The sequence below is a fragment of the Agrobacterium sp. genome (genome assembly GCF_059499945.1).
Genome location: NZ_JCABZP010000014.1, coordinates 47,445 through 72,733 on the forward strand (window position 1 = coordinate 47,445; position 25,289 = coordinate 72,733).

Genomic DNA, 25,289 nt, shown 5'->3' on the forward strand with positions numbered 1-25,289 from the left:
AACTGCCGGGAATGGCGCTTTTAAAAGTGCCGCTGCTGTTGCGTTAACCAAAGATTAACCAAAGCAGCCGATCCTGAGCCGGAAAGCAGCGTCGATATCTTTGGCGCGCTCTGGAGCATCAGACCGTTTGAACGCTTTGACCACGGATGTACTGGCATTGACGAAAAACGGATGGAAAGGTCGGGCTTGCCCGGCCTTTTTGTTTATGTACCGAGGAGGTGCCGAATATTCGGCGCCTCCTCTTTTTCCGGATTATTTTGCCGCGAGTGCGTCGAGAATGCGGACCCAGGAGCGGATGCCCTTGTGGAACGACTGCAGGTCGTATTTTTCATTCGGCGAATGAATGCGGTCATCGGTAAGTCCGAAGCCCACAAGCAGCGAATCCATTCCCAGCATCTTCTGGAAATCGCCGACGATCGGGATCGAGCCTCCCATGCCGATGACGACGGCGGGCTTTGGCCACTCTTCCGAAAGCGCATTTTTGGCTTTGGTCAGTACGGGCGAGTCGTAGGACAGCTGGATGGCGGGTGAACCGCCATGTTCGTGGAACTCCACGGAGCAGTCGGCGGGTATTTTCGAGCGCACATAGCCCCGGAAGCTTTCGCGAATGGCCGCAGGGTCCTGCTCACCGACGAGACGGAAAGACACCTTGGCGGAGGCTTTCGCGGCGATCACGGTCTTGAAACCATCGCCGGTATAGCCGCCGATAATGCCGTTGACTTCCGCCGTCGGCCGCGCCCAGGTCTGCTCAAGCACGGAGCGACCCTTTTCGCCCGAGGGAACCGAAAGGCCTACTTCGCCGAGAAAGGCTTCGGCCGTGCGGCCCAGCGTCTCCCAGGAGGCCTTGATGTTGGCTGGCGTTTCTTCCACGCCGTCATAAAAGCCTGAAAGAGTTACCCGGCCGGTCTCGTCATGCAGGCCGGCGAGAATATCGGTGAGGATGTGAATGGGGTTTGCGGCAGCACCACCGAACAGACCGGAATGCAGATCGCGGTCGGCTGCTGTGATGACGACTTCTTCGCCGACCAGGCCGCGAAGGGCCGCAGCAATGGCTGGCGTATCCCGGTCCCACATGCCGGTATCGCAGACCAGCGCATAATCGGCCTTCAGTTCTTCCGCATTGGCTTCGAGGAAAGGCTTCAGCGACGGCGAGCCGGATTCCTCTTCGCCTTCAAAAAGAATGGTGACGCGCACCGGCAGGCCGCCATTCACTGCCTTATAGGCGCGGCAGGCTTCGACGAAGGTCATCAGCTGGCCCTTGTCGTCTGCCGTACCACGTCCCGTGATCACCTGGCGGCCGGCGCCGATATCCTTGACGGCGGGTTCGAACGGATCGTTTTCCCAGAGCTCGAGCGGATCAACCGGCTGTACGTCATAATGGCCGTAAAAAAGCACATGCGGCGCGTCCTTGGTGGCCGCATCATGATGCGCCACCACCATGGGGTGGCCGGCCGTATCGCGCACGGAGGCCGTAAAGCCGAGCGCTGAAAGCGTCCTGACCAGCCACTCCGCCGCCTTGCGGCATTCCGCCTTGTAGGCGGGGTCCGTCGAAATCGACGGAATGCGTACGAGCTCGAACAGTCGCTCAAGGCTGGAGGTGAGATTGTCGTCGGCGGTGGAAAGAATGGGGGAAACGTCTGTCATCGCTGATCCTGTCATGTCTGTCGTGACCCGGCGATAAGACGAAACATCCGGGCATCGCGCATCGCGGGAAACAAGGGGGCCGGCGCGTCGTGAATCGGCAAACGTGCGGCCGCCGGAACGATAGAGCAGTTCAGGGAAAGTGCGAAGTGGTTTCGGGCTGTAAATGCTATTTCGCTTTTTTGGCGCTTTCGATCGCCCGGCGCATATATTCCAGCAAAAGCTGTCTCTCGAAACGCCGGAAATCCTTGAGCAGTGCATCTTCGGTGGCTTCGGAAGCTGCAATGGCATTGGCTTCCAGATCCCTGCCGCGCTGTGTCAGCTCGATGATCTGGGCACGGCGGTCGCTTGGATGGGATTTGCGGATGATCAGCCCGTCGCGTTCCATGCGTGAGAGCGTATTGGCGAGCGTCGCCTGTTCGACATCGATTCTATCAAGCAATTGTCGCTGCGTCAGGCCGTCCTCATGCCAAAGTTCGATGAGAATGGGGAATTGTCCGGGCGAGAAACCCAGGGCGGCGGCTCTTTTCTGCAGCGCCATGGTGAATTCCCGCGCCATTTTCGAGGCGAGATAGATCGCCGATTCGTCCCGGGAAAAACCCATTTTTCCGCCCATAAAACATCACGGCCGGCTCAGCCCGGCAATTCAATAGCGCGATATATATCGCATGATATGTTTAGGCCAGCCCGAAACGGCGCATAAAATAAAACCGCCATGGCCGGGAGGGGTCGGCCATGGCGGTCATATTGGAGGACAAAGGCCCGGAGAGGGGGAAAGGCCTTTGTCCGGTCTGACGCGGCGGGGGACGAGCCAGCTATCAGACTACGGCGTGATCAGGCGCCGTCCCTTATGAAATGTGTCTGCAAATGCGGCTTTTCAAGGGAAGGGCGGATTACAAATCGGTAACGTTCAGGTGAATTTTGCAGGTCTGTGCTGGAGCCCCATTCCCCGCTCTTTACGGTGCGTTGTGCGAAGTTTCGGTAGACGTCAAAACGGCCCCGCGCTATCCATGCTACCCATGAAAAAAGGCGATCATCTCTTCCTCGTTGACGGTTCCGGTTTCATTTTCCGGGCCTTCCATGCAATCCCGCCGCTGAACCGCAAGTCGGACGGGCTGCCGGTCAACGCCGTTTCCGGCTTCTGCAACATGTTGTGGAAGCTCTTGAGGGATGCGCGCAATACCGATGTCGGCGTGACGCCTACTCATTTCGCGGTGATTTTCGACTATTCATCGAAGACCTTCCGCAACGAGCTTTATGATCTCTACAAGGCCAACCGCACCGCACCGCCGGAAGATCTGGTGCCGCAATTCGGCCTGATCCGCGAAGCGACGCGGGCCTTCAACCTTCCCTGCATCGAGACGGAAGGCTTCGAGGCTGATGATATCATCGCCACCTATGCCCGGCAGGCCGAAGCGATCGGCGCCGATGTCACCATCATCTCCTCCGACAAGGATCTGATGCAGCTCGTCACGGCCAATGTACACATGTACGACGCCATGAAGGACAAGCAGATCGGCATTCCTGATGTCATCGAGAAGTGGGGCGTAGGCCCTGAAAAGATGATCGACCTGCAGGCGATGACCGGCGATTCCACCGACAATGTGCCCGGCATTCCCGGCATCGGCCCGAAGACGGCGGCGCAGTTGCTGGAGGAATATGGCGATCTCGATACCCTCCTGACCCGTGCTGGCGAAATCAAGCAGCAGAAGCGGCGGGAGAATATCATCGCCAATGCGGAACTTGCCCGCCTTTCCAGACAGCTTGTGGCGCTCAGGACTGATGTGCCGCTGGAGCAGTCGCTTGAAGCTCTGGTGCTCGAACCGCAGAACGGGCCGAAACTGATCGCCTTCCTGAAGGCGATGGAGTTCACGACGCTGACACGCCGGGTGGCCGAGGCGACCGAAACCGACGCTTCTGCCATCGACCCTGCCAATGTGCCAGTGCAATGGGGTGCCGATGCCCATGGTCCCGATCTTGATGCGCCAGCCCCTGCCGTTCAGGCTGGTGAAGTGGCCACTAACACCGCTGGCGCCGCGGCTTCGCCCGCCGCTCCGGCAAGAAAAGTAACGGGGGAGGGCAGCGCGCCCGCCGATCTGGCCGCAGCGCGACAGGCGCTTTTTTCCGCCGCCAAGATCGATACGACAGCCTATCTAACGATCAGGGATCTTCCGACGCTCGACCGCTGGATTGCGGCGGCCCGGGAGACGGGCGTTGTCGCCTTCGATACGGAAACGACCTCGCTCGATCCGATGCAGGCCGAACTTGTCGGTTTTTCGCTGGCCATTGCCGATAATGGCAAGGATGCCACGGGCACCGATATCCGGGCCGCTTATGTTCCTTTGACGCACAAGACCGGCTCCGGCGGCGATCTCTTCAGCGATGGCATCAGAATGGCGGAGGGGCAGGTGCCCTTTGCCGAGGCGCTGGCGCGCCTGAAGGACCTGCTCGAAGATGAAGCTGTCCTGAAAGTCGCCCAGAACCTCAAATATGATTATCTGCTGATGAAACGCCACGGCGTCGTCATGCAGAGCTTCGACGACACGATGCTGATTTCCTATGTTCTCGAGGCCGGCAAGGCCACGCACGGCATGGATTCGCTGTCCGAACGCTGGCTTGGCCACACGCCGATCGCCTATAAGGACGTGGCGGGATCGGGCAAGTCGAGCGTCACCTTCGATTTTGTCGATATCGACAAGGCGACAGCCTACGCGGCGGAAGACGCGGATGTCACCTTAAGGCTATGGATGGCGCTGAAGCCGAGGCTTGTGTCGGAACGGCTGACCAAGGTCTATGAGCGGCTGGAGCGCCCCCTCGTGCCGGTTCTGGCGCATATGGAAGAGCGCGGCATCACCATCGACCGGCAGATTCTCTCGCGCCTTTCCGGCGAACTCGCGCAGAAGGCTGCGTCCTTCGAAGAGGAAATCTACGAGCTGGCAGGCGAGCGTTTCAATATCGGATCGCCAAAGCAGCTCGGCGATATCCTTTTTGGCAAGATGGGTCTGCCGGGTGGTTCCAAGACCAAGACCGGTCAATGGTCGACATCGGCACAGGTTCTGGAAGATCTCGCGGCGGAAGGTATCGAACTGCCGCGCAAGATCGTCGACTGGCGGCAGCTGACGAAGCTGAAATCGACCTATACGGATGCACTTCCGGGATATATCCATCCCGAGACAAAGCGGGTGCATACGTCCTATGCGCTCGCCTCCACCACCACGGGACGCCTGTCCTCCTCGGAACCGAACCTTCAGAACATTCCGGTCCGCACGGCGGAAGGGCGCAAGATCCGCACGGCTTTCATCTCCACGCCGGGTCACAAGCTCCTGTCGGCCGACTACAGCCAGATCGAACTGCGCGTGCTGGCGCATGTCGCCGACATTCCGCAGCTTCGCAACGCTTTCGAAAACGGCATCGACATTCATGCGATGACGGCATCGGAAATGTTCGGCGTGCCTGTCGAAGGCATGCCGTCGGAAGTGCGCCGCCGCGCCAAGGCCATCAACTTCGGCATCATCTACGGCATTTCCGCTTTTGGCCTTGCCAATCAGCTCAGCATCGCCCGCTCCGAAGCAGGCGACTATATCAAGAAATATTTCGAGCGTTTTCCCGGTATTCGCGACTACATGGAGGCGACCAAGGCCTTCGCCCGCGAAAACGGTTATGTCGAAACGATTTTCGGCCGCCGCGCGCATTATCCGGAAATTCGCTCTTCCAATCCTTCGGTAAAAGCATTCAACGAGCGCGCGGCCATCAACGCGCCGATCCAGGGCTCGGCTGCCGATATCATCCGCCGTGCCATGGTCCGCATCGAGCCCGCGTTGGAGGCGGAAAAACTTTCCGCCCGCATGCTGTTGCAGGTGCATGACGAACTCATCTTCGAAGTCGAGGAAGCGGAGATCGAAAAGACCTTGCCCGTCGTCGTCTCTGTCATGGAAAACGCGGCCATGCCGGCGATTTCGATGAAGGTGCCACTGAAAGTGGATGCCCGCGCGGCCGACAATTGGGATGAGGCGCACTGATCGCTCTTCAGGCGGTCGATGTCATTGCCTTGTTGCGTGCAGGTACTAGGGGGAAATTCTTACAAGGAGTTTCCCATGCACGCCCCGCTCGTCTCGAAAGATCTTGAGTATATTTCTGCCGCTGATCACGATCAGCCGCCGCGCCATCTGGGTAGCCGCTACAATGCTGATGGTGAGTTCCTGCCAGAGCCGGGCAATACGGTTGTGTGCCATCTTGTCGAAGGGTCGCAGACCGAAAAAGCCATCATTGCAACCCGCCAGCGTTTTCTGGATACGCCGGAGGCGCCGCAGCTTGCCTTCACGCCGGTTTCCAGCCTGCACATGACGGTGTTTCAGGGCATTATCGAATTTCGGCGCGCTTTGCCCTACTGGCCGGAGAACATGCCGCTCGATACGCCGATCGACGTGATGACGGAATATTATCGCCAGCGTCTTTCCGCCTTTCCGGCCCTGCCGGCGTTCAACATGCAGGTTACGGGTCTGCGCCCGGTGGGACTGGTCATGAAGGGTGCAACCGTAGAGGACGATCGGATCGTGGCTCTCTGGCGGGATACATTCGCCGATTTCTTCGGCTACCGACATCCTGATCACGGCACTTATGAGTTTCATATCACCTTGTCCTACATCATCAGCTGGTTCGAGCCGGAATGCTTGCCGCGCTGGCAGGTGATGCTCGACGAGGAACTGGAAAAGCTGCGCGCCGCAGCGCCGGTCATTGAGATGCGTCCGCCAGCTTTCTGTGAATTCCGGGACATGAACCACTTCAAGGAGCGCGTCATTTTCGATAAGACGTGAGCCATGATTTGCGATGCCTGACGATCGCTTGTTGCGCTTATTCCGCTGAATCGGAAAAAATGCGCGTCAGGGCTGGTCAAAGCCCGTTTGGGCATGTATAAGCGCGCCAAATTTCCGATATCGAGACATCCGACATTCGGCCTTTGGTTCTGGCCGGTTCCGTTGTTTCGCCGCTTAAGTGGAGTAACAAAAATGGCTGTACCAAAAAGAAAAACAAGCCCGTCCAAGCGTGGCATGCGCCGCTCGGCTGACGGTCTCAAGTCTGCGACCTACGTTGAAGACAAGAACTCCGGCGAACTGCGCCGCCCGCACCATATCGATCTGAAGACCGGTATGTATCGCGGTCGTCAGGTTCTGACGCCGAAGGAAAGCGCATAAGCTTTTCTGAAATCATCTTTGCAAAAAACCGGTCCTCGTGGCCGGTTTTTTGTTTTTGGGACTGTCTGGCTGCCTTTTCCGCTCACTTGGAAAATTCGGCCGCTCCACCTACACTCTTTTAGGGAGAGCAGGTTTGATGCCTGCAACAGGAGGGGAGCTTCGGTGAAATATCGCTGGATTTTGTTGATGCTTCTCAGCTTCGGTCTCGGTTATGGCGCCGTGACGAGAGGCGGCGGCATCATTGCGGAAAGCTATTTCGGCGAAATGTCCGAGCAGGGCCGCACGACCCTCCGGTTGGCTGTCTCCGCTCTCGGCGGGCTTTTGAACCGTTACGAGCCGCTGCCCGCCTTGATCGCCGATCACGACGACATTGAGGAACTGGTCGCACATCCCAAGGATGCCGAGCTGCGCCAGCGCGCCAATGTCTACCTCAAATCTATTAACACCCTGCTGGAATCCTCCGATATCTACATCATCACGCTCGACGGGGAGACTATCGCCGCCAGCAACTATGATGGTCCGACGAGTTTCGTTGGTGAGAATTTCAGCTACCGCCCTTATTTTCAGGATGCCGCGAAGGGCTTGCAGTCGCGGTTCTTCGCGCTTGGCACCACCTCCCATAAGCGCGGCTATTATTTTTCCGCGCCCATCCTCTTCAATGAGGAAATCAAGGGCGTCATCGTCTTCAAGGTCGATATTGAAGGCATAGAGGCCTCATTCGGCGATGGTGAGAACCGAATTCTGGTCTCGGACCCTGAGGGCATCATCTTCATGACCGGAACGCCGCAATGGCTTTATTCCGGTCTGATGCCGCTGACGCCCGAACGGCTGGCACGAACGGAGGCTTCCCGCCGGTATGCCAATGCCACCCTCAAGGAACTGCCGCTGAAAAACGGCAATTTCGGTTCGCATCAGCTGATGACGATCGTCCAGGACGACGGCGAGAGGGAATATATGCTCCTGTCACAGCCCATGCCCGATGCCGGTTGGACGGTCAGCGTGCTGATGGATACAGGTTCGCTCAGGACGCAGGTCAAGACCGCGATGATCGCGATAATCCTGTGCCTGTGTCTGGCCGCCGCCGTGATTGCGGCCATGCTGCAAAGACGGCGGCGTCTGCGCGAACGGCTGATCCATCAGGCAGAGGCGCAGGCGGAACTGGAACGCCGGGTGGAGGAGCGCACTGCCGATCTGGCGCGGGTGAACCAGGAGATCGAACACGAAATCGCCGAACGCCGCCAGACGGAAAAACAGCTGCGCAAGATGCAGAACGATCTGGTGCAGGCCGGCAAGCTTGCAGCCCTCGGGCAGATGTCGGCGGCACTGTCGCATGAGTTCAACCAGCCGCTTGCCGCGGCCAAGAACTATGCCGAAAATGCTTCGCTTCTCGTGGAGCGCGGGCGGCTGGAAGAGGTGACGGAAAACCTCAGGCGTATTTCAGGCCTTATCGACCGCATGGCGTCGATCAGCAAGCATCTCAGGAATTTCGCCCGCAAGCCCAACGAAAAAATGGCAGCGGTGGGTCTGGAGGCGGTGCTTCGGGATACGCTCGAAATTGTCGGTGCGCGGTTGAAGGCCGCCGATGCGGTGCTGGATGTTGATCTCGGGCCGGTGCAGCTTGCGGTGAAAGCCGGCCCGGTGAGATTGCAGCAGGTGCTCGTCAACATCATCTCCAACGCGGCCGATGCTGTGGAAGGGCGCGAGGATCGCCATATTGCGCTGCAAGCCGTCCAGCATGGCCAGATGGTATCGATTTTCATCCGCGATCGTGGTCCCGGCGTGCCGGCGGCGATTTCGGAGCGCATTTTTGATCCCTTCTTCACCACCAAGGGTGTGGGACGCGGCCTGGGCCTTGGCCTGTCCATCTCCTACAACATCATCAAGGATTTTGGCGGTCAGCTGCGGGTGAGAAACCATGAAGAGGGCGGGGCGGAGTTCGAGATCGAATTGCCAGCCGCCGCCTGGCGCGTGGAGGCGGCTGCGGAATGACCATGTCGCGGGTTCTGTTGATTGATGACGAGGAGGAGCTGCGCTTTTCCACCGCGCAGGCGCTGGAGCTTTCCGGCTTTGCCGTCACCATGCTCGCGAGTGCCGAGCATGCGCTCGAACTCATCGGTTACAGCTTTGATGGCGTCGTGGTCAGCGATATCAGGATGCCTGGCATGGATGGCATGACGTTGCTGCAGAAGGTGCGCGAGCTCGATCCGGAAATACCTGTCATCCTGATGACGGGCCATGGTGATGTGCAGCTTGCGGTCAACGCCATGCGCAACGGCGCCTATGATTTCATCGAAAAGCCGTTCACGCCGCAATATCTCGCCGGCATCATCAAAAGGGCGAATGACCGGCGGGCGCTGGTGCTGGAAAACCGCCGCCTCAAGGCGGTGGCGGGCAAGCACGACGATCTCGAAACACGTCTGCCCGGCAGAACCCAGATCATGGTCGATCTGCGATACCGCATCCGCGCGATTGGCGCGACGGACGCCGATACGCTGATCGTTGGCGATACCGGCGCGGGCAAGGAGGTCGTGGCGCGCGCGCTTCACGATATCAGTGCCAGAAGCAACCGGCCCTTCGTTGCGATCAATTGCGCCGCCCTCCCGCAGACGTTGATCGAAAGCGAATTGTTCGGTCATGAGGCGGGTGCGTTTCCCGGCGCGCTTCGCCCGCGCTACGGCAAGTTCGAACATGCCCGCGGCGGCACCATCCTGCTGGACGAGATCGGCTCCATGCCCTTCGAATTGCAGGGCCGCTTCCTTCGTGTCCTGCAGGAACGGGTGATTACCCGTCTGGGCTCGAATGAAACGGTCGAACTCGATGTTCGCTTCATCGCCACAAGCAAGGTGGATCTGGAACAGGAAGTCGCGGCTGGCCGGTTCCGTGCCGATCTTCTTTATCGGCTCAACGTGGCTACACTTCTCGTGCCATCTCTCTCGCAGCGCAGTGCCGATATACCGCTCCTCTTCCTGCATCTCGTGCGGGAAGCTGCTGCGCGCTACGGGCGGGAAGACATGGAGGTGCCGCAAAATCTGCTCTCGGCCATCTCCCTTCGTGAGTGGCCGGGCAACGTGCGTGAATTGCGCAATGCCGCGGACCGTTTCGTTCTCGGCCTGGAAAGCGACGTTTCCGAAGGGTCGTTGCCGTTTCAGGCTGACGGAAAAGCGGCTCTTGCTGCAAGGGTCGCGGCTTATGAAAAAAGCCTGATCGCACATGCAATTGCCGCCCACGGCGGAAATCTGAAATCCGTCTATGAGGCGCTCGGCATTTCGCGCAAAACGCTCTATGAAAAAATGCAGAAATACGGGCTGCACCGGCACATGACCGAGGTGTAGTGGGTGGATTTCCACCCATGAATAGGTGCTTATGGGTCGAAATCCACCCATTGCCTCTCGCGATAGCGATAAAAGCGCATCCCACTGCAAGACCGCCATTGCTGAACGGCAATCCCGGATCGCAAATATGTCACCCCGGTCGCCATGGAGGAGCATGCGCGGCTGAAGTGGCGAACATTTTCATCCGGGAGGAATCGATGAAAATACTGAAGACAGTCACCGGCCTTGCTGCCGCCGCTGCCGTTTCCCTTTTTGCGCTGTCCGCATCCGCTCAGAACTATCCAGAGCGCAATATCACCATGGTTGTGCCCTTTGCTGCCGGCGGCCCGACGGATACGGTCGCGCGTCTTGTTGCTGAATCCATGTCGAAGGATCTCGGCCAGCAGATCATCGTCGAAAATGTCGGCGGCGCAGGCGGCACGCTGGGTGCTGGTCGTGTGGCATCGTCCGATCCGGACGGTTACACCGTCCTTCTCCACCATATCGGCATGGCCACCAGCGCCACACTCTACCGCAAGCTCGCCTATGACACGCTGAACGCCTTCGAATATGTTGGTCTCGTCACCGAAGTGCCGATGACGATCCTGTCGCGCAAGACCCTTGAGACGAAGGATCTGAAGGGGCTGATCGAATACGCCAAGGCGAACAAGGACAAGGTCACGGTTGCCAATGCCGGCATTGGCGCTGCCTCGCATCTCTGCGGCATGCTGTTCATGAGCGCCATCGAGACGCCACTGGTCACCGTTCCCTATAAGGGGACTGGGCCGGCCATGACCGATCTGCTCGGCGGCCAGGTCGACATCATGTGCGACCAGACCACCAACACCACCAAGCAGATTCAGGGCGGAACCGTGAAAGCCTATGCCGTAACCACGGCCAAGCGGCTGGACGTGCTGCCTGACGTGCCGACGGTCGTCGAGGCGGGCCTGCCGAAGCTTGAGGTTGGCATCTGGCACGGCATCTATACGCCCAAGGGCACGCCGGCTGAAATCAACGAAAAGCTCTCCAAGTCGCTGCAGGTCGCGCTGAAGGACAAGAATGTCGCGGCTCGTTTTGCAGAACTGGGCACCACGCCCTCTTCGGAAAGCGATGCGACGCCGGCGGCACTCAAGGCCAAGCTCGAAAGCGAAATCGCCCGCTGGAAGCCGGTGATCGAAGCTGCCGGCCAATATGCCGACTGATGAACGCGGAAGGACCGGCGGCATCGCCGCCGGTCGACCGTGATCATTTTAACAGGCGGACCGGTGTGATGCCGGCCGCGGTGGAGGGGCATCTTTCATGAAGTCATTATTTAATGACCCTGCCGAGGCAGTCTGCGGGGCAATTTTTATGGGACTTGGCGTCTTTTTCGCCTTGCAGTCCTATGGGCTGGAGATCGGAACCGCCTTTCGTATGGGGCCGGGCTATTTCCCGCTCGTTCTGGCAATTATCCTCATTCTGCTCGGTGGCATCATATTCCTCCGCTCAGCCCGCCCGGCCGGGGAAGGGATCGGAGCGATCGCATGGCGTGGCATATTCTTCATCCTGCCCGCGCCGATCTTCTTCGGTTTTACTGTCCGGGGTCTTGGTTTCGTGCCGGCGCTGTTTTTTAGCGCGCTCATCGCCTCCTTTGCCTCGCACAAGATGAGTCCGATCATGGCGATTATTCTTTCCGCAGCCATCACGGCCTTCTCCGTCGCTGTTTTCAATTACGGTCTCGGCCTGCCGTTCCAGCGCTTCGGCCCCTGGCTTAAATTTTGAGGTGCTGCGATGGATTTGCTTGATAATCTTGCTCTCGGTTTCGTCACCGCCTCATCGCTGGCAAACCTGTTCTTCTGCCTGATCGGCGTGTTGCTCGGCACCCTGATCGGCGTGTTGCCCGGCATCGGCGCGACGGCGACCATTGCCATGCTGCTGCCCATCACCTTTCAGCTCGAGCCCGTCTCGTCGCTGATCATGCTCGCCGGCATTTATTATGGCGCGCAATATGGCGGTTCCACCACGGCCATCCTGATCAACATGCCCGGCGAATCCTCCTCTGCCGTCACCGCCATCGATGGTTATCAGATGGCGCGCAAGGGCAAGGCAGGGGCTGCTCTCGCCATTGCCGCCATCGGTTCGTTCTTTGCCGGCACGGTTTCCACCTTCCTCGTCGCGATCTTTGCGCCGCCTCTGACCGCAATTGCGCTGGAGTTTGGTGCGGCGGAATATTTCTCACTGATGGTCGTCGGCCTCGTTTCGTCCATCGCCCTTGCCCATGGCTCCATCGTCAAGGCGCTGGCCATGGTCGTGCTTGGTCTGCTGCTCGGTCTGGTCGGCACGGATATCTACAGCGGCACGCCGCGCTTCACCCTTGGCATCCGCGAATATGCCGATGGTCTGAACTTCGTCGCCGTGGCTGTGGGTGTCTTCGGTATCGCCGAAATCCTGCGCAACCTCGAAAACGAGCGCACCCGTTCGGTGCTGATCGCCAAGGTCAGCGGGCTGATGCCCACGCGGGAGGATTTCAGGAAAATGGTCGGCCCGGTGCTACGCGGCACGGCCATCGGTTCCGCGCTCGGCATCCTGCCGGGCGGCGGCGCCATCCTCGCGGCCTTTGCGTCCTACACGGTGGAAAAACGCGTCTCCAAGAACCCGGAGGAATTCGGGCATGGCGCGGTGGCCGGTGTGGCCGGTCCGGAATCGGCCAATAATGCCGGCGCCCAGACCTCCTTCATCCCGCTGCTCACGCTCGGCATCCCCGCCAATCCGGTGATGGCGCTGATGATTGGGGCGATGATCATTCAGGGGATCGTGCCGGGTCCAAACGTTGCGATCGAGCAGCCGGCGCTGTTCTGGGGCATCATTGCCTCCATGTGGATCGGCAACTTGATGCTCGTCGTCCTGAACCTACCGCTGATCGGGCTGTGGGTTAAGCTATTGACGGTGCCCTATTATGTGCTGTTCCCCATCATCATGGCTTTCTGCGCCATCGGAGTTTATAGCGTCAATTCCAACGTCTTTGATCTCTATGCCGTCGCCTTCTTCGGCTTCATCGGCTACGTGCTGGTGAAATTGCGCTGCGAGCCGGCGCCGCTGCTCCTCGGTTTCGTGCTTGGCCCGCTCCTGGAGGAAAACCTGCGTCGCGCGATGATCCTGTCCCGCGGTGATCCAACCACCTTCGTCACCCGGCCGATCAGCGCCACACTGCTTTTCATCGCTTTGGCCGTGCTGATCGTCGTCTTCCTGCCAAGCGTGAAGAAGAAACGAGAAGAGGTTTTCGTAGAAGAAGACTAAGCAATATCAAACTTCCCGACGCCGGCGATGGAAACATCGCCGGCTTTTTCCGTTTCCGGATCACCATGACGAATTCGCTTCACGAAAGCGACATATGGTTGACTCGCAAGCTTTTAGGCCCAAGGAAGGGCTGGAAAGAGAGGTCGATATGACGTCGGAAACCGAAAAACGAATCATCGCGCTCGAGGAGACGGTCGCGTATCAGGTGAAGGTGATAGAGGAACTGTCCGACCAGCTGGCGGAACAGTGGAAGGTGGTGGAGCAGACCCGCGCCAAGCTCGACCGCTTGACGGAGAGGTTCCTGAGCCTTGAGGAGCAATCGCTGGACGCGCCTGCGATCACCCGGCCGCCGCATTATTGACAGGGAAGAGCAGATGAAAAACGACACAGCCGCGCTTGCCGCCGATATCGTCGATTTCTGGAAGAAGGCCGGGCCGGACAAGTGGTTCGACAAGGACGCCGCCTTCGACAGTCATTTCCACGACCGTTTCCGCGATGCCCATTTCGCGGCAGCACGGCGCGAACTGGATGACTGGCTGGAGGGTGCGGAAAGCAGCCTTGCGCTGATGCTTCTGCTGGATCAGTTTCCGCGCAATTGTTTTCGTGGCACCGCCCACATGTATGCCACAGACCCCCTGGCGCGGCTTTTCGCCGACGAGGCCATTCGCCGTGGCCATGATCAGGCCGTGAGCGAGGATTTGCGCGTCTTCTTCTACCTGCCCTTTTCCCATGCGGAGGATATCGCCGCCCAGCGGCGTGCCTGCGACCTGAACCAGCCGCTCGGCGGGCTTTATCTTCATCATGCCGAAGAGCATCGCGATATCGTTGAACGTTTCGGCCGTTTTCCGCATCGCAACGACATATTGCTGCGGGAAACGACATCAGAAGAACGGCAATATCTGGAAGAAGGCGGCTTTTCCGGCTGAGCCCAAAACGAAAACGCCGCCAGTCTCAAGGGATGGCGGCGTCCTAAAAGCTTGGGACCGGCGGAAATCAGCCGTCGAAGAATTCCTTCATCCGGGCAAAGAAGCCCGTCGATTCCGGATTGTTCTCCTTCGAGGAGAGCTGCTCGAACTCCTGCAACAGCTCGCGCTGACGCTTGCTGAGTTTCTGCGGCGTCTCGATCTGAATCTGGATATAGAGATCGCCCGTCTGCGCCGAACGCAGCACCGGCATGCCCTTGCCCTTCAGACGGAATTGCTTGCCCGGCTGGGTGCCCTCGGGAACCGTGACGCGTGACTTGGTGCCGTCGAGTGTCGTGACATCGAAGGTGCCGCCAAGCGCTGCCGTCGTCATGGAGATCGGTACGGTGCAATAAAGATCGGCACCGTCGCGCTGGAAGAACTCATGCGGACGCACGGACAGGAAGATATAGAGATCGCCCGCCGGACCGCCGCGCATGCCGGCCTCGCCTTCGCCCTGCAGGCGAATGCGGGTGCCGTCTTCGATACCCGAGGGAATGTTGACCGAGAGCGAGCGCTCTTCCGTTACACGGCCCTGACCATGGCACTTGCCGCACGGATCGGAGATCGTCTGCCCGCGGCCATGGCAGGTGGGGCAGGTGCGTTCCACCGAGAAGAAGCCCTGTGCTGCGCGCACGCGGCCGGAACCCTGACAGGTAGCGCAGGTTTTCGGCTGTGTACCTGGTTTGGCGCCAGAGCCCGAACAGACATCACAGGTGATCGAGGTAGGAACCCTGATCTGCGCCGTCTTGCCGGTGAAGGCTTCTTCCAGCGTGATTTCCATGTTGTAGCGAAGATCGGCGCCGCGTTCGCGCCCGCCGGAAGAGCGGCGCGCACGGCCACCACCCATCATCTCGCCGAAGATGTCCTCGAAGATGTCGGAGAAGCCGCCATTGGCGAAACCGCCGCCGCCAAAGCCGCCACCGCCGCCCATGCCGCCATTTTCAAATGCGGCGTGGCCGAAACGGTCATAGGCCGCGCGCTTCTGCGGGTCCTTCAGCGTTTCGTAGGCTTCGTTGATTTCCTTGAATTTCTGCTCGGATTCGGCGTTATCCGGGTTCTTGTCCGGATGGTATTTCATCGCGAGTTTGCGGAAGGCGCTTTTCAGCTCTTTTTCGTCCGCGGTCTTGCTGACGCCGAGTGTTTCGTAAAAGTCTGCTTTCGCCATTAAGTTAACAAGCCCCGCAAATGGATTTCCGGCTGCACTCGGCAGCCGGATGTCTTGCATATGTTGTCAGGAGACGGGAAGTCACGCGATTATGCGGACTTCTTGTCGTCCTTGATTTCTTCATAGTCGGCGTCGACGACGTCGTCCTTGCCGCCTTCAGAAGCATCACCGGCCTCCGCCTGCTGCGCTTCGTAAATGGCCTGACCAAGCTTCATGGAAACTTCCATGAGGGTCTGGGTCTTCGCCTGAATGTCGTCTGCGTCAGGCTCGGCGGCTTCGACAGCGGTCTTCAGGGCGGCTATGGCGTCTTCGATTGCCTTGCGGTCGGTCTCGGAAACCTTGTCACCATATTCCTTCACCGACTTTTCGGTGGAGTGAATGAGGCTTTCGGCCTGGTTTTTGGCTTCCACACCGGCGCGACGCTTCTTGTCGGCTTCGGCATTGGCTTCGGCGTCCTTGACCATCTTTTCGATGTCGGCGTCGGAAAGACCGCCGGAGGCCTGGATGCGGATCTGCTGTTCCTTGCCGGTGCCCTTGTCTTTCGCCGAAACCTGCACGATGCCGTTGGCGTCGATATCGAAGGTGACTTCGATCTGCGGAACGCCGCGCGGCGACGGTGGCAGGCCGACGAGGTCGAACTGGCCGAGCAGCTTGTTGTCCTGGGCCATTTCACGCTCGCCCTGCGAAACGCGGATGGTCACGGCCGACTGGTTGTCTTCGGCGGTCGAGAAGGTCTGGCTCTTCTTCGTCGGGATCGTCGTGTTGCGATCGATCAGACGGGTGAAGACGCCACCCAGCGTTTCGATGCCGAGCGACAGCGGGGTCACGTCGAGCAGCAGAACGTCCTTGACGTCGCCCTGCAGAACGCCGGCCTGGATGGCGGCGCCCATGGCAACCACTTCATCCGGGTTCACGCCCTTGTGCGGCTCCTTGCCGAACAGCTGCTTGACGACTTCCTGCACCTTCGGCATGCGGCTCATGCCACCGACGAGAACGACTTCATCGATCTCGGAAGCGGAAACGCCGGCATCCTTGAGCGCTGCCTTGCAAGGCGCAACGGTGCGCTGCACGAGGTCATCGACCAGGCTTTCGAACTTGGCGCGGGTCAGCTTCAGCGTCAGGTGCTTCGGACCGGAAGCATCAGCCGTGATGAACGGCAGGTTGATTTCGGTCTGCTGCGAGGACGACAGTTCGATCTTCGCCTTTTCGGCAGCTTCCTTGAGGCGCTGAAGGGCGAGCTTATCGTTCTTCAGGTCGATGCCCTGATCCTTCTTGAACTCGCCGGCCAGATATTCAACCAGACGCATGTCGAAGTCTTCACCACCAAGGAAGGTATCACCATTGGTGGACTTCACTTCGAAGACGCCGTCGCCGATTTCCAGAACGGAAATATCGAAGGTGCCGCCGCCAAGGTCGTAAACGGCGATGGTCTTGCCGTCCTTCTTGTCGAGGCCGTAAGCAAGCGCTGCCGCGGTCGGCTCGTTGATGATGCGCAGAACATCCAGACCGGCAATGCGGCCGGCATCCTTGGTTGCCTGACGCTGGGCGTCGTTAAAATAGGCCGGAACGGTGATGACGGCCTTTTCGACCTTTTCACCGAGATAGGATTCAGCCGTTTCCTTCATCTTCTGAAGGATCATCGCGGAAATCTGCGACGGGGAATAATTTTTGTCCTGAGCCTTCACCCATGCGTCGCCATTGTCGCCCTTGACGATTTCAAAGGGGACAAGAGCCTTGTCCTTTTCGACGGTCGGGTCTTCGTAACGGCGGCCGATAAGGCGTTTCACCGCAAACAGGGTATTGGTCGGGTTGGTGACCGCCTGGCGCTTGGCCGGCTGGCCGACAAGGCGTTCGCCATCGTCGGAAAATGCCACCATGGACGGCGTGGTGCGCGCGCCTTCCGCATTTTCAATTACTTTCGTGTCCTTGCCGTCCATCACTGCGACGCAGGAATTGGTCGTGCCAAGGTCGATACCGATTACTTTTGCCATGCTCTTCTCTCCTTGAAGCGAGCCGTCGGAACCCCGTGAGGCATTCCATTGACAACTCCTTGACTTGGATTTGCAGTATTCGCTGCAGTTATGCGGCGTATATAAGGAGCGATTTTTCCTGCTGCAAGGCGCAAGAGAGGGGTAAGAGCAGCAAAAAGCGGATGAATCCCTTGTCTGTGCAGAAGCATAGCCATCAACGCATGCGGAAGCGGAAAAACGCGACTTTGACGCTACGTCCTTGCAACACGGTCGGCAACACCAAGGTTCATATGTAAGTCGGTGAAGATGAGGTGAAATGGCGGACAGGGTGGGATTCGAACCCACGGTACGCTTTCACGCACACACGCGTTCCAGGCGTGCGCCTTAAACCACTCGGCCACCTGTCCTTTTTCAAGTCTGCATGTCATGAAGAATGCAAATCACTGGAACGGCGCGATATATACCGATGAATTCGCAGGGATCAACACGAATCTGACAGTTTTTTGAAATGTCGGCAATTTCCTGTGTTCCGACGCGATTGCAAACCGGTTTTCCCACCTTTATCGATGCATTATAGGTTTCAAAAAGTGGCTGTCTGACCGGCAGATCGTGAGCGAGGTATACCAATGAAAGCTTTTTTGCGGTTTTTGAGCTTTCTTTTCCTCGTTGCGGCGGTTTTTCTGGGCGTGCTCGATTCGATCCGCTCGGTTTCCACATCCTCGGTCGACATCACCGGCATCCTGTCCGTCTGGAACTATCTTCTTCCTGCTTCCCGCACCATGGTGGAAGCGGCCTTGGCTCACTATATTCACCCTGAAGCGTGGCGCTTCATTGAAAATGCCCTGACGGCGGTGCCCGCATTTGCCGTTTCCCTGGCGCTTTCCCTGCTCTGCTGGATGGCGGGGTACAGGAAACACAGGCCGATGAGGCGTTTGTCAGCCTGACTTGTGTCAGCCGAATTGCGCGCGCCCGCAGATGTGAACCATGAAAAGCGGCGGAGCTGGCCGCATGGAGGACCGAATGTTCCTGTTCGATACGCTTTCAAAAAAGACGACGATGCCGACGCAAGAAACCGCCTTGCCTGGCCGTGAAGCGGCGCTTGCGGTTCCGGAGGCCCATTTCGTCAATGGCCGGCCTTTGAAGGGGCCTTATCCCGACGGCCTTGAAACCATCTATCTCGGCATGGGCTGCTTCTGGGGCGCGGAACGGCTGTTCTGGAAAACGCCGGGTGTGTGGGTGACGGCGGTGGGGTATGCCGGCGGTTTCACCCGCAATCCCACCTATCAGGAGACGACGACAGGTCAGACGGGCCACGCGGAAGTGGTCAAGGTTGTCTACGATCCGGCCGTGATCTCGCTCTCGGGCCTCTTGAAGATATTTTTTGAGGAGCACGATCCGACGCAGGGCATGCGACAGGGCAATGATGTCGGCACGACCTATCGTTCCGCCATCTACGCGACGACGGAAGGCCAGTTGCAGCAGGCGCAGAAGGCCCGCGATGCTTTTCAACAGGCTTTGGAGGAGGCTGGCCATGGCAGTACCATCACCACCGAGATCGGGCCGCTTGAAAAGTTTTATTACGCTGAAGACTATCATCAGCAATATCTTGCCAAGAACCCGGGTGGCTACTGCGGCCTCAGGGGAACGGGCGTAAGCTGCAATATCGACTAGATTTTTTGCAGGTCGCGCGGTGGAAAGACCAAAAAAGCGCCAGAATAAAGTTTTTCCACCGGGTCAAAAAAACCGGATGAATTTTTCATTGAGCCATGCAAGGATATGAGCCAAGCACAGCCGGGATAACGGCTGGCGGTTCCGCAGACATTCCCGGTCAACGGGTTTGCGGGAGGACCCTTAAAATATCAATTGCAACAACAGGGCTGCACAATGAAAAAATCCCTTCTGACGCTTTTTGCGCTCGCCGCCATGTCGGCTTCCGCGCTTGCTGCCGATATCAAGCCGGCATTGGTTTATGGTACGGGCGGCAAGTTCGACAAGTCGTTCAACGAAGCCGCCGCGGCTGGCGCTGAAAAGTTCAAGGCGGAAACGGGCATCGAGTTCCGCGATTTTGAACCGACCAGCGATACGCAGGGTGAGCAGGCTATCCGCAACTTCGCCAGCAAGGGCTTTAACCCGGTTGTTGCCGTGTCCTTCGCCTGGACGTCGGCCATGGAAAAGGTTGCAGCCGAATTCCCTGACACCAAGTTCGTCATCGTCGATTCCGTCGTCGAGCTGCCGAATGTCCGCTCAGTCGTTTACAAGGAGCACGAAGGCTCTTATCTCGTCGGTCTTCTGGCAGGCATGGCCTCCAAGACCGGTAAGGTCGGCTTCATCGGCGGCATGGATATTCCGCTGATCCGCAAATTCGCCTGTGGTTATGCGCAGGGCGCCAAGGCTGCCAACGACAAGATCGAAGTCTTCCAGAACATGACCGGCACCACCGGTGCGGCCTGGAATGATCCGGTGCGCGGTGGCGAACTGACCAAGAACCAGATCGACCAGGGCGCTGACGTGATCTACGCGGCAGCCGGTGCGACCGGTATCGGCGTGTTGCAGACCGCTGCCGACAACAAGAAATTCTCGATCGGCGTCGATTCCAACCAGAACCACCTGCACCCCGGCTCGGTTCTGACCTCGATGGTCAAGCGCGTCGATCTGGCCGTCTACAACGCCTACAAGGATGCCAAGGACGACAAGTTCACCCCCGGCATCGTTGCTCTCGGCGTCAAGGAAGACGGCGTTGCCTATGCTCTCGACGACAACAACAAGGCCCTGATCACGCCGGAAATGACCGCCGCCGTGGACAAGGCGAAGGCCGACATCATTGCCGGCACCATCAAGGTTCATGACTATATGGCGGACAATTCCTGCCCGAAATGATATGATATGATATGTGTCTGGGGCGCATGGTGATTTTTCACCTTGCGCCCTTTTCATATCCAGCCTTCGGAGAGGTTTCGGTTTGAGTATGGACCCAGCAATCGAACTCGTGGGCATCGATAAAAAATTCGGTGCCGTTCACGCCAATAAGAATATCAACCTGACCGTTGCCAAGGGTACGATCCACGGCATCATCGGGGAAAACGGCGCCGGAAAATCGACCCTGATGTCGATCCTCTACGGTTTTTATCAGGCCGATGCTGGCGAAATCCGGGTGAATGGTGCGCCGGTCTCGATCCGTGACAGTCAGGCCGCGATCAGTTCGGGCATCGGTATGGTGCATCAGCACTTCATGCTGGTGGAAAATTTCACCGTGCTTGAAAACGTCATGCTGGGCGCGGAAGGCGGAGCATCGCTCGCCAAGGGTCGGGCAGCCGCGCGCAAGGAGCTGCAGCGCCTCGAGGACGATTACGGGCTGGAAGTCGATCCCGATGCGGTGATCGAGGAATTGCCCGTTGGCCTGCAGCAGCGCGTCGAAATCCTCAAAGCCATGTATCGTGGCGCCGAAATCCTGATCCTCGATGAGCCGACCGGCGTTCTCACACCGGCTGAGGCCGATCACCTTTTCAAGATTTTGGGTGTCTTGCGAGAGCAGGGCAAGACCGTCATCCTGATCACCCACAAGCTGCGCGAGATCATGGCGATCACGGATTCCGTCTCCGTCATGCGCCGTGGCGAAATGGTGGCGACCCGCAAGACTTCCGAAACCAGCGTCGAGGAACTGGCCGAGCTGATGGTCGGCCGCCGGGTGCTGCTCAGGGTGGAAAAGGGCGAGACGACGCCGGGCGAAGTTCTCCTCTCCATCCGCAATCTCACCGTCAAGGACAGCCGTGGCGTCACCATGGTGGATGATGTCTCTCTCGATGTCCGCGCCGGTGAAATCGTCGGTATCGCCGGTGTGGCCGGCAATGGCCAGTCCGAACTCCTTGAGGCGATCGCCGGCATCCGCAAGCCTTACTCGGGTGAGATATGGGTGGCCGGGCAGAAGGTCGACCGTCCCGATCCGGCCATTTTGCGCGAGCTCGGTCTCGCGCATATTCCGGAAGACCGGCACCATATGGGGCTGGTGCTGAAATTCGAGGAATATGAAAACTCCATCCTCGGCTATCACCACGATGAGCGTTACGGCAAGGGACCGTTCCTCAATCCCGAAGCCATCCGCAAGGATGCGGTCGAAAAAATCGAGAAATACGATATCCGCCCGCCGAACCCGCAGCTGAAGACCGCCAATTTTTCCGGCGGCAACCAGCAGAAGATCGTCGTTGCCCGCGAAATCGAGCGTGACCCCAAGATGCTGATCATCGGTCAGCCGACCCGCGGTGTGGATATCGGCGCCATCGAATTCATCCATCGCCGCATCATCGAAATGCGCGATGCCGGCAAGGCGATCTTGCTGGTTTCGGTTGAACTCGATGAAATCCGTTCCCTTTCGGACCGGATCATGGTCATGTTCGCCGGGCGTGTCGTTGGAGAAAAAACGGCGGAAGCCGAAGAACAGACGCTGGGCCTGATGATGGCCGGCATCGCCGCATGAGGCATGAATGAGCACCGCTTCCACTCCCCTGCCAAACTGGATCAGCTACGGCCTGTTGCCGCTGCTGAACGTCGTCACCGCCTTTCTGATTTCCGGCCTCGTCGTCTGGTCCATCGGTGAAAATCCGCTCGCGGCGCTTCGCCTGCTCATCGAAGGCGCCCTCGGTCGTGGCGACGCCATCGGCTTCACGCTGTTTTACACGACTAGCTTCATCTTCACCGGCCTCTCCGTTGCGGTCGCCTTCCATGCCGGCCTGTTCAATATCGGCTCCGAAGGTCAGGCCTATATTGGCGGGCTGGGTGCCGCACTGGTGGCGCTTGCGCTCGACCGTTATGTGCCCTGGTATGTGACGATGCCCTTCGCCGTCATCGGTGCTGCACTTTTCGGCGCGGCCTGGGCCTTCATTCCGGCATGGCTGCAGGCAAAACGCGGCAGCCACGTCGTCATCACCACCATCATGTTCAACTTCATCGCCGCGGCCTTGATGGTCTATCTGCTGGTGAATGTGCTGATCGTGCCGGGCAAGATGGCCCCGGAAACGCGCACTTTCTTGGCCGGTGGCCAATTACCGAAGCTGGACTGGCTGATGGCGCTGTTCGGCCTCAAGCTCGGGCCGGCGCCGTTCAACGTCTCCTTCATCATCGCGCTGGTCATGTGTTTCCTCGTCTGGGTGCTGATCTGGCGCACCAAGCTCGGATACGAGATGCGCACGCTCGGCGTCAGCCCTTCAGCGGCCGTTTATGCCGGCATTCCCTATGCGCGCACCGTCATCATCGCCATGCTCATTTCTGGTGGTCTGGCGGGCATGATGGCGCTGAACCCTGTCATGGGCGCTTCCGCCCGCCTGCAGGTGGAATTCGTCGGTGGCGCAGGTTTCGTCGGCATCGCCGTGTCGCTGATGGGGCGAAGCCATCCGCTCGGCATCATCTTCGCGGCATTGCTGTTCGGCATTCTCTATCAGGGCGGCGCAGACCTCTCTTTCGAGATGCCGAACATTACCCGCGAGATGATCGTGGTCATCCAGGGTCTGGTTATCCTGTTTGCCGGCGCGCTCGAATACATGTACCGGCCGGCTATCGTCCGCATCTACCAGCGCTTGGCAAAGGGGTGAGCTGATATGGATTTCTTCGATATGCTGGTCAGCATTCTCGGCTCGACCGTCCGTCTCACCATCCCGCTTCTGTTCACGGCGCTTGCCGGGCTTTTTTCCGAACGCGCGGGCGTGTTCGATATCGGCCTTGAAGGCAAGATGCTGGCGGCAGCCTTTGCTTCGGCTTGTGTCGCCTATCTCACCGCAAATCCCTGGGCCGGCCTGCTTGCGGGCATTGCCGTCTCCATCCTGTTTTCGCTGATCCACGGCTTTGCCGTCATCACAAATCGCGGCAACCAGATCGTGTCGGGCGTGGCGCTCAACTTCATTGCCGCCGGTCTGACGGTGGTTCTGGGGCAGGCGTGGTTCGGGCAGGGCGGGCGCACGCCGCAATTGCCGGGCGAAGGCCGTTTCGCACCGATCATCCTGCCCGGTGCGGATGCGATGCGCGAAGTGCCTTTCATCGGCCCGCTCTACGCCAATGTCATTTCCGGCAACAATATCCTGACCTATCTCGCCTTTCTGGCGGTGCCGCTGTCCTGGTGGGTGCTTTACCGCACCCGTTTCGGCCTTCGCCTGCGCGCGGTGGGTGAAAATCCGGGCGCGGTCGATACGGCGGGCATTTCGGTGACATGGATGCGTTACCGCGCCGTCATCGTTGCCGGCTTCCTCTGCGGTTTTTCGGGCGCCTATCTCGCCGTTGCGCAATCGGCGGCCTTCATCGCCAACATGTCGGCCGGCAAGGGCTATATCGCACTAGCCGCGCTGATCTTCGCGAAATGGAAGCCGGTGCCGGTCATGTTCGCATGCCTGCTCTTCGGTTTCCTGGATGCTTTCGCCAACTTCATGCAGGGCAAATCCGTGCCCGGCATCGGCGAGGTGCCGGTGCAGATTTTCCAGGCCATGCCCTATATTCTGACCTGCATCCTGCTTGCCGGTTTCATCGGCGTCGCCAAGCCCCCCAAGGCCGGTGGCGTTGCCTATGCGAAGGAGCGTTAAATCCATGTCCCGTGAACCAATGTCCCATCAGTTGTTCGAGGCAGCGGTGGAGGCCATGGCCTTTGCCCATGCGCCCTATTCGAAATTCCCTGTCGGTGCGGCAATCCGCGCTGAAGACGGTAAGATCTACAAGGGCGCCAATATCGAGAACCTCTCCTTCCCTCAAGGCTGGTGCGCCGAGCCTTCGGCCATCAGCGCCATGATCATGGGTGGAGCAAAGAAGATAAGCGAGATCGCCGTCATCGCGGAAAAGCTTGCTCTTTGCCCGCCCTGCGGCGGCTGCCGGCAGAAGATCGCCGAATTCGCCTCGCCAGACACCAAGGTCTATCTCTGTGACGAAACCGGTGTTCAGAAGGTCATGACCATGGATGAACTTTTGCCCTTCAGCTTCAAGACCGAGCTGCCCTGATGCCGGATACGCTGATCGATATTCTGGTGGAGCGTCTGAATGGCCTGATGCCGCGCATCGCCATCGTGCTGGGCTCAGGCCTGGGGTCGCTTGTGGACGAGGTCAGCGATGCGATCCGCGTGCCCTATGCCGAACTTCCCGGTTTCCCTGCAAGCGGCGTTTCTGGCCATGCGGGCGAGTTGGTGGCCGGATATCTTGGTGGCGAGCCGGTGATGATGCTGTCCGGCCGGGTGCACTATTACGAAAAAGGCGATCCGGCCGCCATGCGCGCGGTCATTGAGGCGCTCGCCGGTCTTGGCGTGCAGTCGCTCATCCTCACCAATTCTGCAGGCTCGGTCAGGCAGGACATACCGCCCGGCTCGGTCATGCAGATCACCGATCATATCAATTATTCCGGCATGAACCCGCTGATTGGCGAAGAGAGCGACAACCGCTTCGTCGGCATGACCACGGCTTATGATCCGGACCTGATGCTCGCCATGCGTAATGCCGCGATCCGCGCGACGGTGCCCTTGTTCGGCGGCGTCTATATGTGGTTTTCCGGCCCGAGCTTCGAAACGCCGGCGGAAATCCGCATGGCGCGGCTGCTGGGTGCGGATGCCGTCGGCATGTCCACCGTGCCGGAAGTCATCCTCGCCCGCTTTTTCGGGATGCGCGTTGCCGCCGCATCGGTTATTACCAATTACGGTGCCGGCATGACTGGCGCTGAACTGAGCCATGAGGAAACCAAGGACATGGCTCCGGTAGGCGGCAAGAGGCTTGCCGCCATCTTGAAAGAAATGATCGCAGGAGGAGCGTGA

Annotated in this window: 22 protein-coding genes and 1 tRNA gene; 18 read left to right on the forward strand and 5 right to left on the reverse strand. The window is 59.0% G+C overall.

Translation table 11 applies throughout. From position 1 onward, the window contains the following. Window positions 1–252 precede the first annotated feature (252 nt). Both AC5I5B_RS11950 and AC5I5B_RS11955 read right to left on the reverse strand, forming a co-directional pair. Entirely contained in the window at window positions 253–1,644 is a 1,392-nt protein-coding gene (locus tag AC5I5B_RS11950) for a dipeptidase (RefSeq protein ID WP_080865688.1), read from the reverse strand. A 166-nt stretch (window positions 1,645–1,810) separates the two neighbouring features. Continuing rightward, the gene (locus AC5I5B_RS11955; RefSeq protein ID WP_035213110.1) at window positions 1,811–2,245 is read right to left on the reverse strand and encodes a MarR family winged helix-turn-helix transcriptional regulator; all 435 of its coding nucleotides are present in this window, start codon (window positions 2,243–2,245) and stop codon (window positions 1,811–1,813) included. A 415-nt stretch (window positions 2,246–2,660) separates the two neighbouring features. On the opposite strand from AC5I5B_RS11955, the gene polA reads away from it, so the two are divergent. From polA to AC5I5B_RS12005, 10 genes are all read left to right on the forward strand, one after another. Beyond that, on the forward strand, window positions 2,661–5,660 hold the full coding sequence (gene polA, locus AC5I5B_RS11960) for a DNA polymerase I (protein WP_060727128.1): 3,000 nt from the start codon (window positions 2,661–2,663) through the stop codon (window positions 5,658–5,660). Between the two features lie 75 nt (window positions 5,661–5,735). Continuing rightward, a complete protein-coding gene (locus tag AC5I5B_RS11965; RefSeq protein ID WP_060727127.1) occupies window positions 5,736–6,455 on the forward strand; it encodes a DUF1868 domain-containing protein in 720 nt (239 codons plus the stop codon). Between the two features lie 192 nt (window positions 6,456–6,647). Next, window positions 6,648–6,833, forward strand: coding sequence for a 50S ribosomal protein L32 (gene rpmF, locus AC5I5B_RS11970; protein WP_003507205.1), 186 nt, complete (start codon window positions 6,648–6,650; stop codon window positions 6,831–6,833). A gap of 186 nt (window positions 6,834–7,019) precedes the next feature. Next, window positions 7,020–8,822, forward strand: a complete 1,803-nt coding sequence (locus AC5I5B_RS11975; protein WP_060722720.1) for a sensor histidine kinase — start codon at window positions 7,020–7,022, stop codon at window positions 8,820–8,822. Beyond that, a complete protein-coding gene (locus tag AC5I5B_RS11980; RefSeq protein WP_080865692.1) occupies window positions 8,819–10,165 on the forward strand; it encodes a sigma-54-dependent transcriptional regulator in 1,347 nt (448 codons plus the stop codon). The genes AC5I5B_RS11975 and AC5I5B_RS11980 overlap by 4 nt, the downstream gene beginning before the upstream one ends. 197 nt (window positions 10,166–10,362) lie before the next feature. Beyond that, window positions 10,363–11,346: a tripartite tricarboxylate transporter substrate-binding protein gene (locus tag AC5I5B_RS11985; protein ID WP_060723017.1), complete on the forward strand. Its 984-nt coding sequence runs from the start codon at window positions 10,363–10,365 to the stop codon at window positions 11,344–11,346. 97 nt (window positions 11,347–11,443) lie between these two features. Further along, a complete protein-coding gene (locus tag AC5I5B_RS11990; RefSeq protein WP_035213079.1) occupies window positions 11,444–11,905 on the forward strand; it encodes a tripartite tricarboxylate transporter TctB family protein in 462 nt (153 codons plus the stop codon). Window positions 11,906–11,914: 9 nt separating this feature from the next. Then, the gene (locus AC5I5B_RS11995) at window positions 11,915–13,420 is read left to right on the forward strand and encodes a tripartite tricarboxylate transporter permease (protein ID WP_003507211.1); all 1,506 of its coding nucleotides are present in this window, start codon (window positions 11,915–11,917) and stop codon (window positions 13,418–13,420) included. A gap of 148 nt (window positions 13,421–13,568) precedes the next feature. Then, the gene (locus AC5I5B_RS12000) at window positions 13,569–13,781 is read left to right on the forward strand and encodes a SlyX family protein (protein WP_087744208.1); all 213 of its coding nucleotides are present in this window, start codon (window positions 13,569–13,571) and stop codon (window positions 13,779–13,781) included. A 13-nt stretch (window positions 13,782–13,794) separates the two neighbouring features. After that, window positions 13,795–14,346 carry a DUF924 family protein gene (locus AC5I5B_RS12005; RefSeq protein ID WP_087743156.1) on the forward strand — a complete coding sequence of 184 codons (552 nt, stop codon included), beginning with the start codon at window positions 13,795–13,797 and terminating at the stop codon, window positions 14,344–14,346. 67 nt (window positions 14,347–14,413) lie between these two features. On the opposite strand, the gene dnaJ is transcribed toward AC5I5B_RS12005, so the two are convergent. The 3 genes from dnaJ to AC5I5B_RS12020 all read right to left on the reverse strand — a co-directional run bounded on the left by dnaJ (window position 14,414) and on the right by AC5I5B_RS12020 (window position 17,927). Next, window positions 14,414–15,550 carry a molecular chaperone DnaJ gene (gene dnaJ / locus AC5I5B_RS12010; RefSeq protein WP_003507223.1) on the reverse strand — a complete coding sequence of 379 codons (1,137 nt, stop codon included), beginning with the start codon at window positions 15,548–15,550 and terminating at the stop codon, window positions 14,414–14,416. 89 nt (window positions 15,551–15,639) lie between these two features. Next, window positions 15,640–17,541, reverse strand: coding sequence for a molecular chaperone DnaK (gene dnaK, locus AC5I5B_RS12015; RefSeq protein WP_003507226.1), 1,902 nt, complete (start codon window positions 17,539–17,541; stop codon window positions 15,640–15,642). Between the two features lie 296 nt (window positions 17,542–17,837). Further along, window positions 17,838–17,927, reverse strand: a tRNA-Ser gene (locus AC5I5B_RS12020). 219 nt (window positions 17,928–18,146) lie between these two features. On the opposite strand from AC5I5B_RS12020, the gene AC5I5B_RS12025 reads away from it, so the two are divergent. From AC5I5B_RS12025 to AC5I5B_RS12060, 8 genes are all read left to right on the forward strand, one after another. After that, a complete protein-coding gene (locus tag AC5I5B_RS12025; protein WP_060722723.1) occupies window positions 18,147–18,464 on the forward strand; it encodes a hypothetical protein in 318 nt (105 codons plus the stop codon). Window positions 18,465–18,540: 76 nt separating this feature from the next. After that, entirely contained in the window at window positions 18,541–19,191 is a 651-nt protein-coding gene (gene msrA / locus AC5I5B_RS12030; RefSeq protein WP_087743158.1) for a peptide-methionine (S)-S-oxide reductase MsrA, read from the forward strand. A 213-nt stretch (window positions 19,192–19,404) separates the two neighbouring features. Then, entirely contained in the window at window positions 19,405–20,397 is a 993-nt protein-coding gene (locus tag AC5I5B_RS12035; RefSeq protein ID WP_003514392.1) for a BMP family lipoprotein, read from the forward strand. Window positions 20,398–20,485: 88 nt separating this feature from the next. Continuing rightward, the gene (locus AC5I5B_RS12040) at window positions 20,486–21,991 is read left to right on the forward strand and encodes an ABC transporter ATP-binding protein (protein WP_080865699.1); all 1,506 of its coding nucleotides are present in this window, start codon (window positions 20,486–20,488) and stop codon (window positions 21,989–21,991) included. A 7-nt stretch (window positions 21,992–21,998) separates the two neighbouring features. Further along, window positions 21,999–23,102 carry an ABC transporter permease gene (locus tag AC5I5B_RS12045; RefSeq protein WP_111833792.1) on the forward strand — a complete coding sequence of 368 codons (1,104 nt, stop codon included), beginning with the start codon at window positions 21,999–22,001 and terminating at the stop codon, window positions 23,100–23,102. A gap of 6 nt (window positions 23,103–23,108) precedes the next feature. Further along, the gene (locus AC5I5B_RS12050; protein ID WP_003514401.1) at window positions 23,109–24,080 is read left to right on the forward strand and encodes an ABC transporter permease; all 972 of its coding nucleotides are present in this window, start codon (window positions 23,109–23,111) and stop codon (window positions 24,078–24,080) included. A gap of 19 nt (window positions 24,081–24,099) precedes the next feature. After that, window positions 24,100–24,489 (forward strand): cytidine deaminase, encoded by a 390-nt coding sequence (locus tag AC5I5B_RS12055; RefSeq protein WP_019564546.1) that lies wholly within the window; start codon window positions 24,100–24,102, stop codon window positions 24,487–24,489. Beyond that, the gene (locus AC5I5B_RS12060) at window positions 24,489–25,289 is read left to right on the forward strand and encodes a purine-nucleoside phosphorylase (protein WP_003514406.1); all 801 of its coding nucleotides are present in this window, start codon (window positions 24,489–24,491) and stop codon (window positions 25,287–25,289) included. Before AC5I5B_RS12055 ends, AC5I5B_RS12060 begins: the two co-directional genes overlap by 1 nt.

Bases quoted from the DNA above. Each gene is read 5' to 3' on its own strand.
- AC5I5B_RS12025 (WP_060722723.1), top strand. From the start codon at position 18,147: ATGAAAGCTTTTTTGCGGTTTTTGAGCTTTCTTTTCCTCGTTGCGGCG.
- AC5I5B_RS12005 (WP_087743156.1), top strand. From the start codon at position 13,795: ATGAAAAACGACACAGCCGCGCTTGCCGCCGATATCGTCGATTTCTGG.
- AC5I5B_RS12050 (WP_003514401.1), top strand. From the start codon at position 23,109: ATGGATTTCTTCGATATGCTGGTCAGCATTCTCGGCTCGACCGTCCGT.
- AC5I5B_RS11995 (WP_003507211.1), top strand. From the start codon at position 11,915: ATGGATTTGCTTGATAATCTTGCTCTCGGTTTCGTCACCGCCTCATCG.
- AC5I5B_RS12045 (WP_111833792.1), top strand. From the start codon at position 21,999: ATGAGCACCGCTTCCACTCCCCTGCCAAACTGGATCAGCTACGGCCTG.
- AC5I5B_RS12035 (WP_003514392.1), top strand. From the start codon at position 19,405: ATGAAAAAATCCCTTCTGACGCTTTTTGCGCTCGCCGCCATGTCGGCT.
- rpmF (WP_003507205.1), top strand. From the start codon at position 6,648: ATGGCTGTACCAAAAAGAAAAACAAGCCCGTCCAAGCGTGGCATGCGC.
- AC5I5B_RS11975 (WP_060722720.1), top strand. From the start codon at position 7,020: ATGCTTCTCAGCTTCGGTCTCGGTTATGGCGCCGTGACGAGAGGCGGC.
- AC5I5B_RS12060 (WP_003514406.1), top strand. From the start codon at position 24,489: ATGCCGGATACGCTGATCGATATTCTGGTGGAGCGTCTGAATGGCCTG.
- AC5I5B_RS11950 (WP_080865688.1), bottom strand. From the start codon at position 1,644: ATGACAGACGTTTCCCCCATTCTTTCCACCGCCGACGACAATCTCACC.
- msrA (WP_087743158.1), top strand. From the start codon at position 18,541: ATGTTCCTGTTCGATACGCTTTCAAAAAAGACGACGATGCCGACGCAA.
- AC5I5B_RS11965 (WP_060727127.1), top strand. From the start codon at position 5,736: ATGCACGCCCCGCTCGTCTCGAAAGATCTTGAGTATATTTCTGCCGCT.
- AC5I5B_RS11990 (WP_035213079.1), top strand. From the start codon at position 11,444: ATGAAGTCATTATTTAATGACCCTGCCGAGGCAGTCTGCGGGGCAATT.
- AC5I5B_RS11985 (WP_060723017.1), top strand. From the start codon at position 10,363: ATGAAAATACTGAAGACAGTCACCGGCCTTGCTGCCGCCGCTGCCGTT.
- dnaJ (WP_003507223.1), bottom strand. From the start codon at position 15,550: ATGGCGAAAGCAGACTTTTACGAAACACTCGGCGTCAGCAAGACCGCG.
- dnaK (WP_003507226.1), bottom strand. From the start codon at position 17,541: ATGGCAAAAGTAATCGGTATCGACCTTGGCACGACCAATTCCTGCGTC.
- AC5I5B_RS12040 (WP_080865699.1), top strand. From the start codon at position 20,486: ATGGACCCAGCAATCGAACTCGTGGGCATCGATAAAAAATTCGGTGCC.
- AC5I5B_RS12055 (WP_019564546.1), top strand. From the start codon at position 24,100: ATGTCCCATCAGTTGTTCGAGGCAGCGGTGGAGGCCATGGCCTTTGCC.
- AC5I5B_RS12000 (WP_087744208.1), top strand. From the start codon at position 13,569: ATGACGTCGGAAACCGAAAAACGAATCATCGCGCTCGAGGAGACGGTC.
- AC5I5B_RS11955 (WP_035213110.1), bottom strand. From the start codon at position 2,245: ATGGGTTTTTCCCGGGACGAATCGGCGATCTATCTCGCCTCGAAAATG.
- polA (WP_060727128.1), top strand. From the start codon at position 2,661: ATGAAAAAAGGCGATCATCTCTTCCTCGTTGACGGTTCCGGTTTCATT.
- AC5I5B_RS11980 (WP_080865692.1), top strand. From the start codon at position 8,819: ATGACCATGTCGCGGGTTCTGTTGATTGATGACGAGGAGGAGCTGCGC.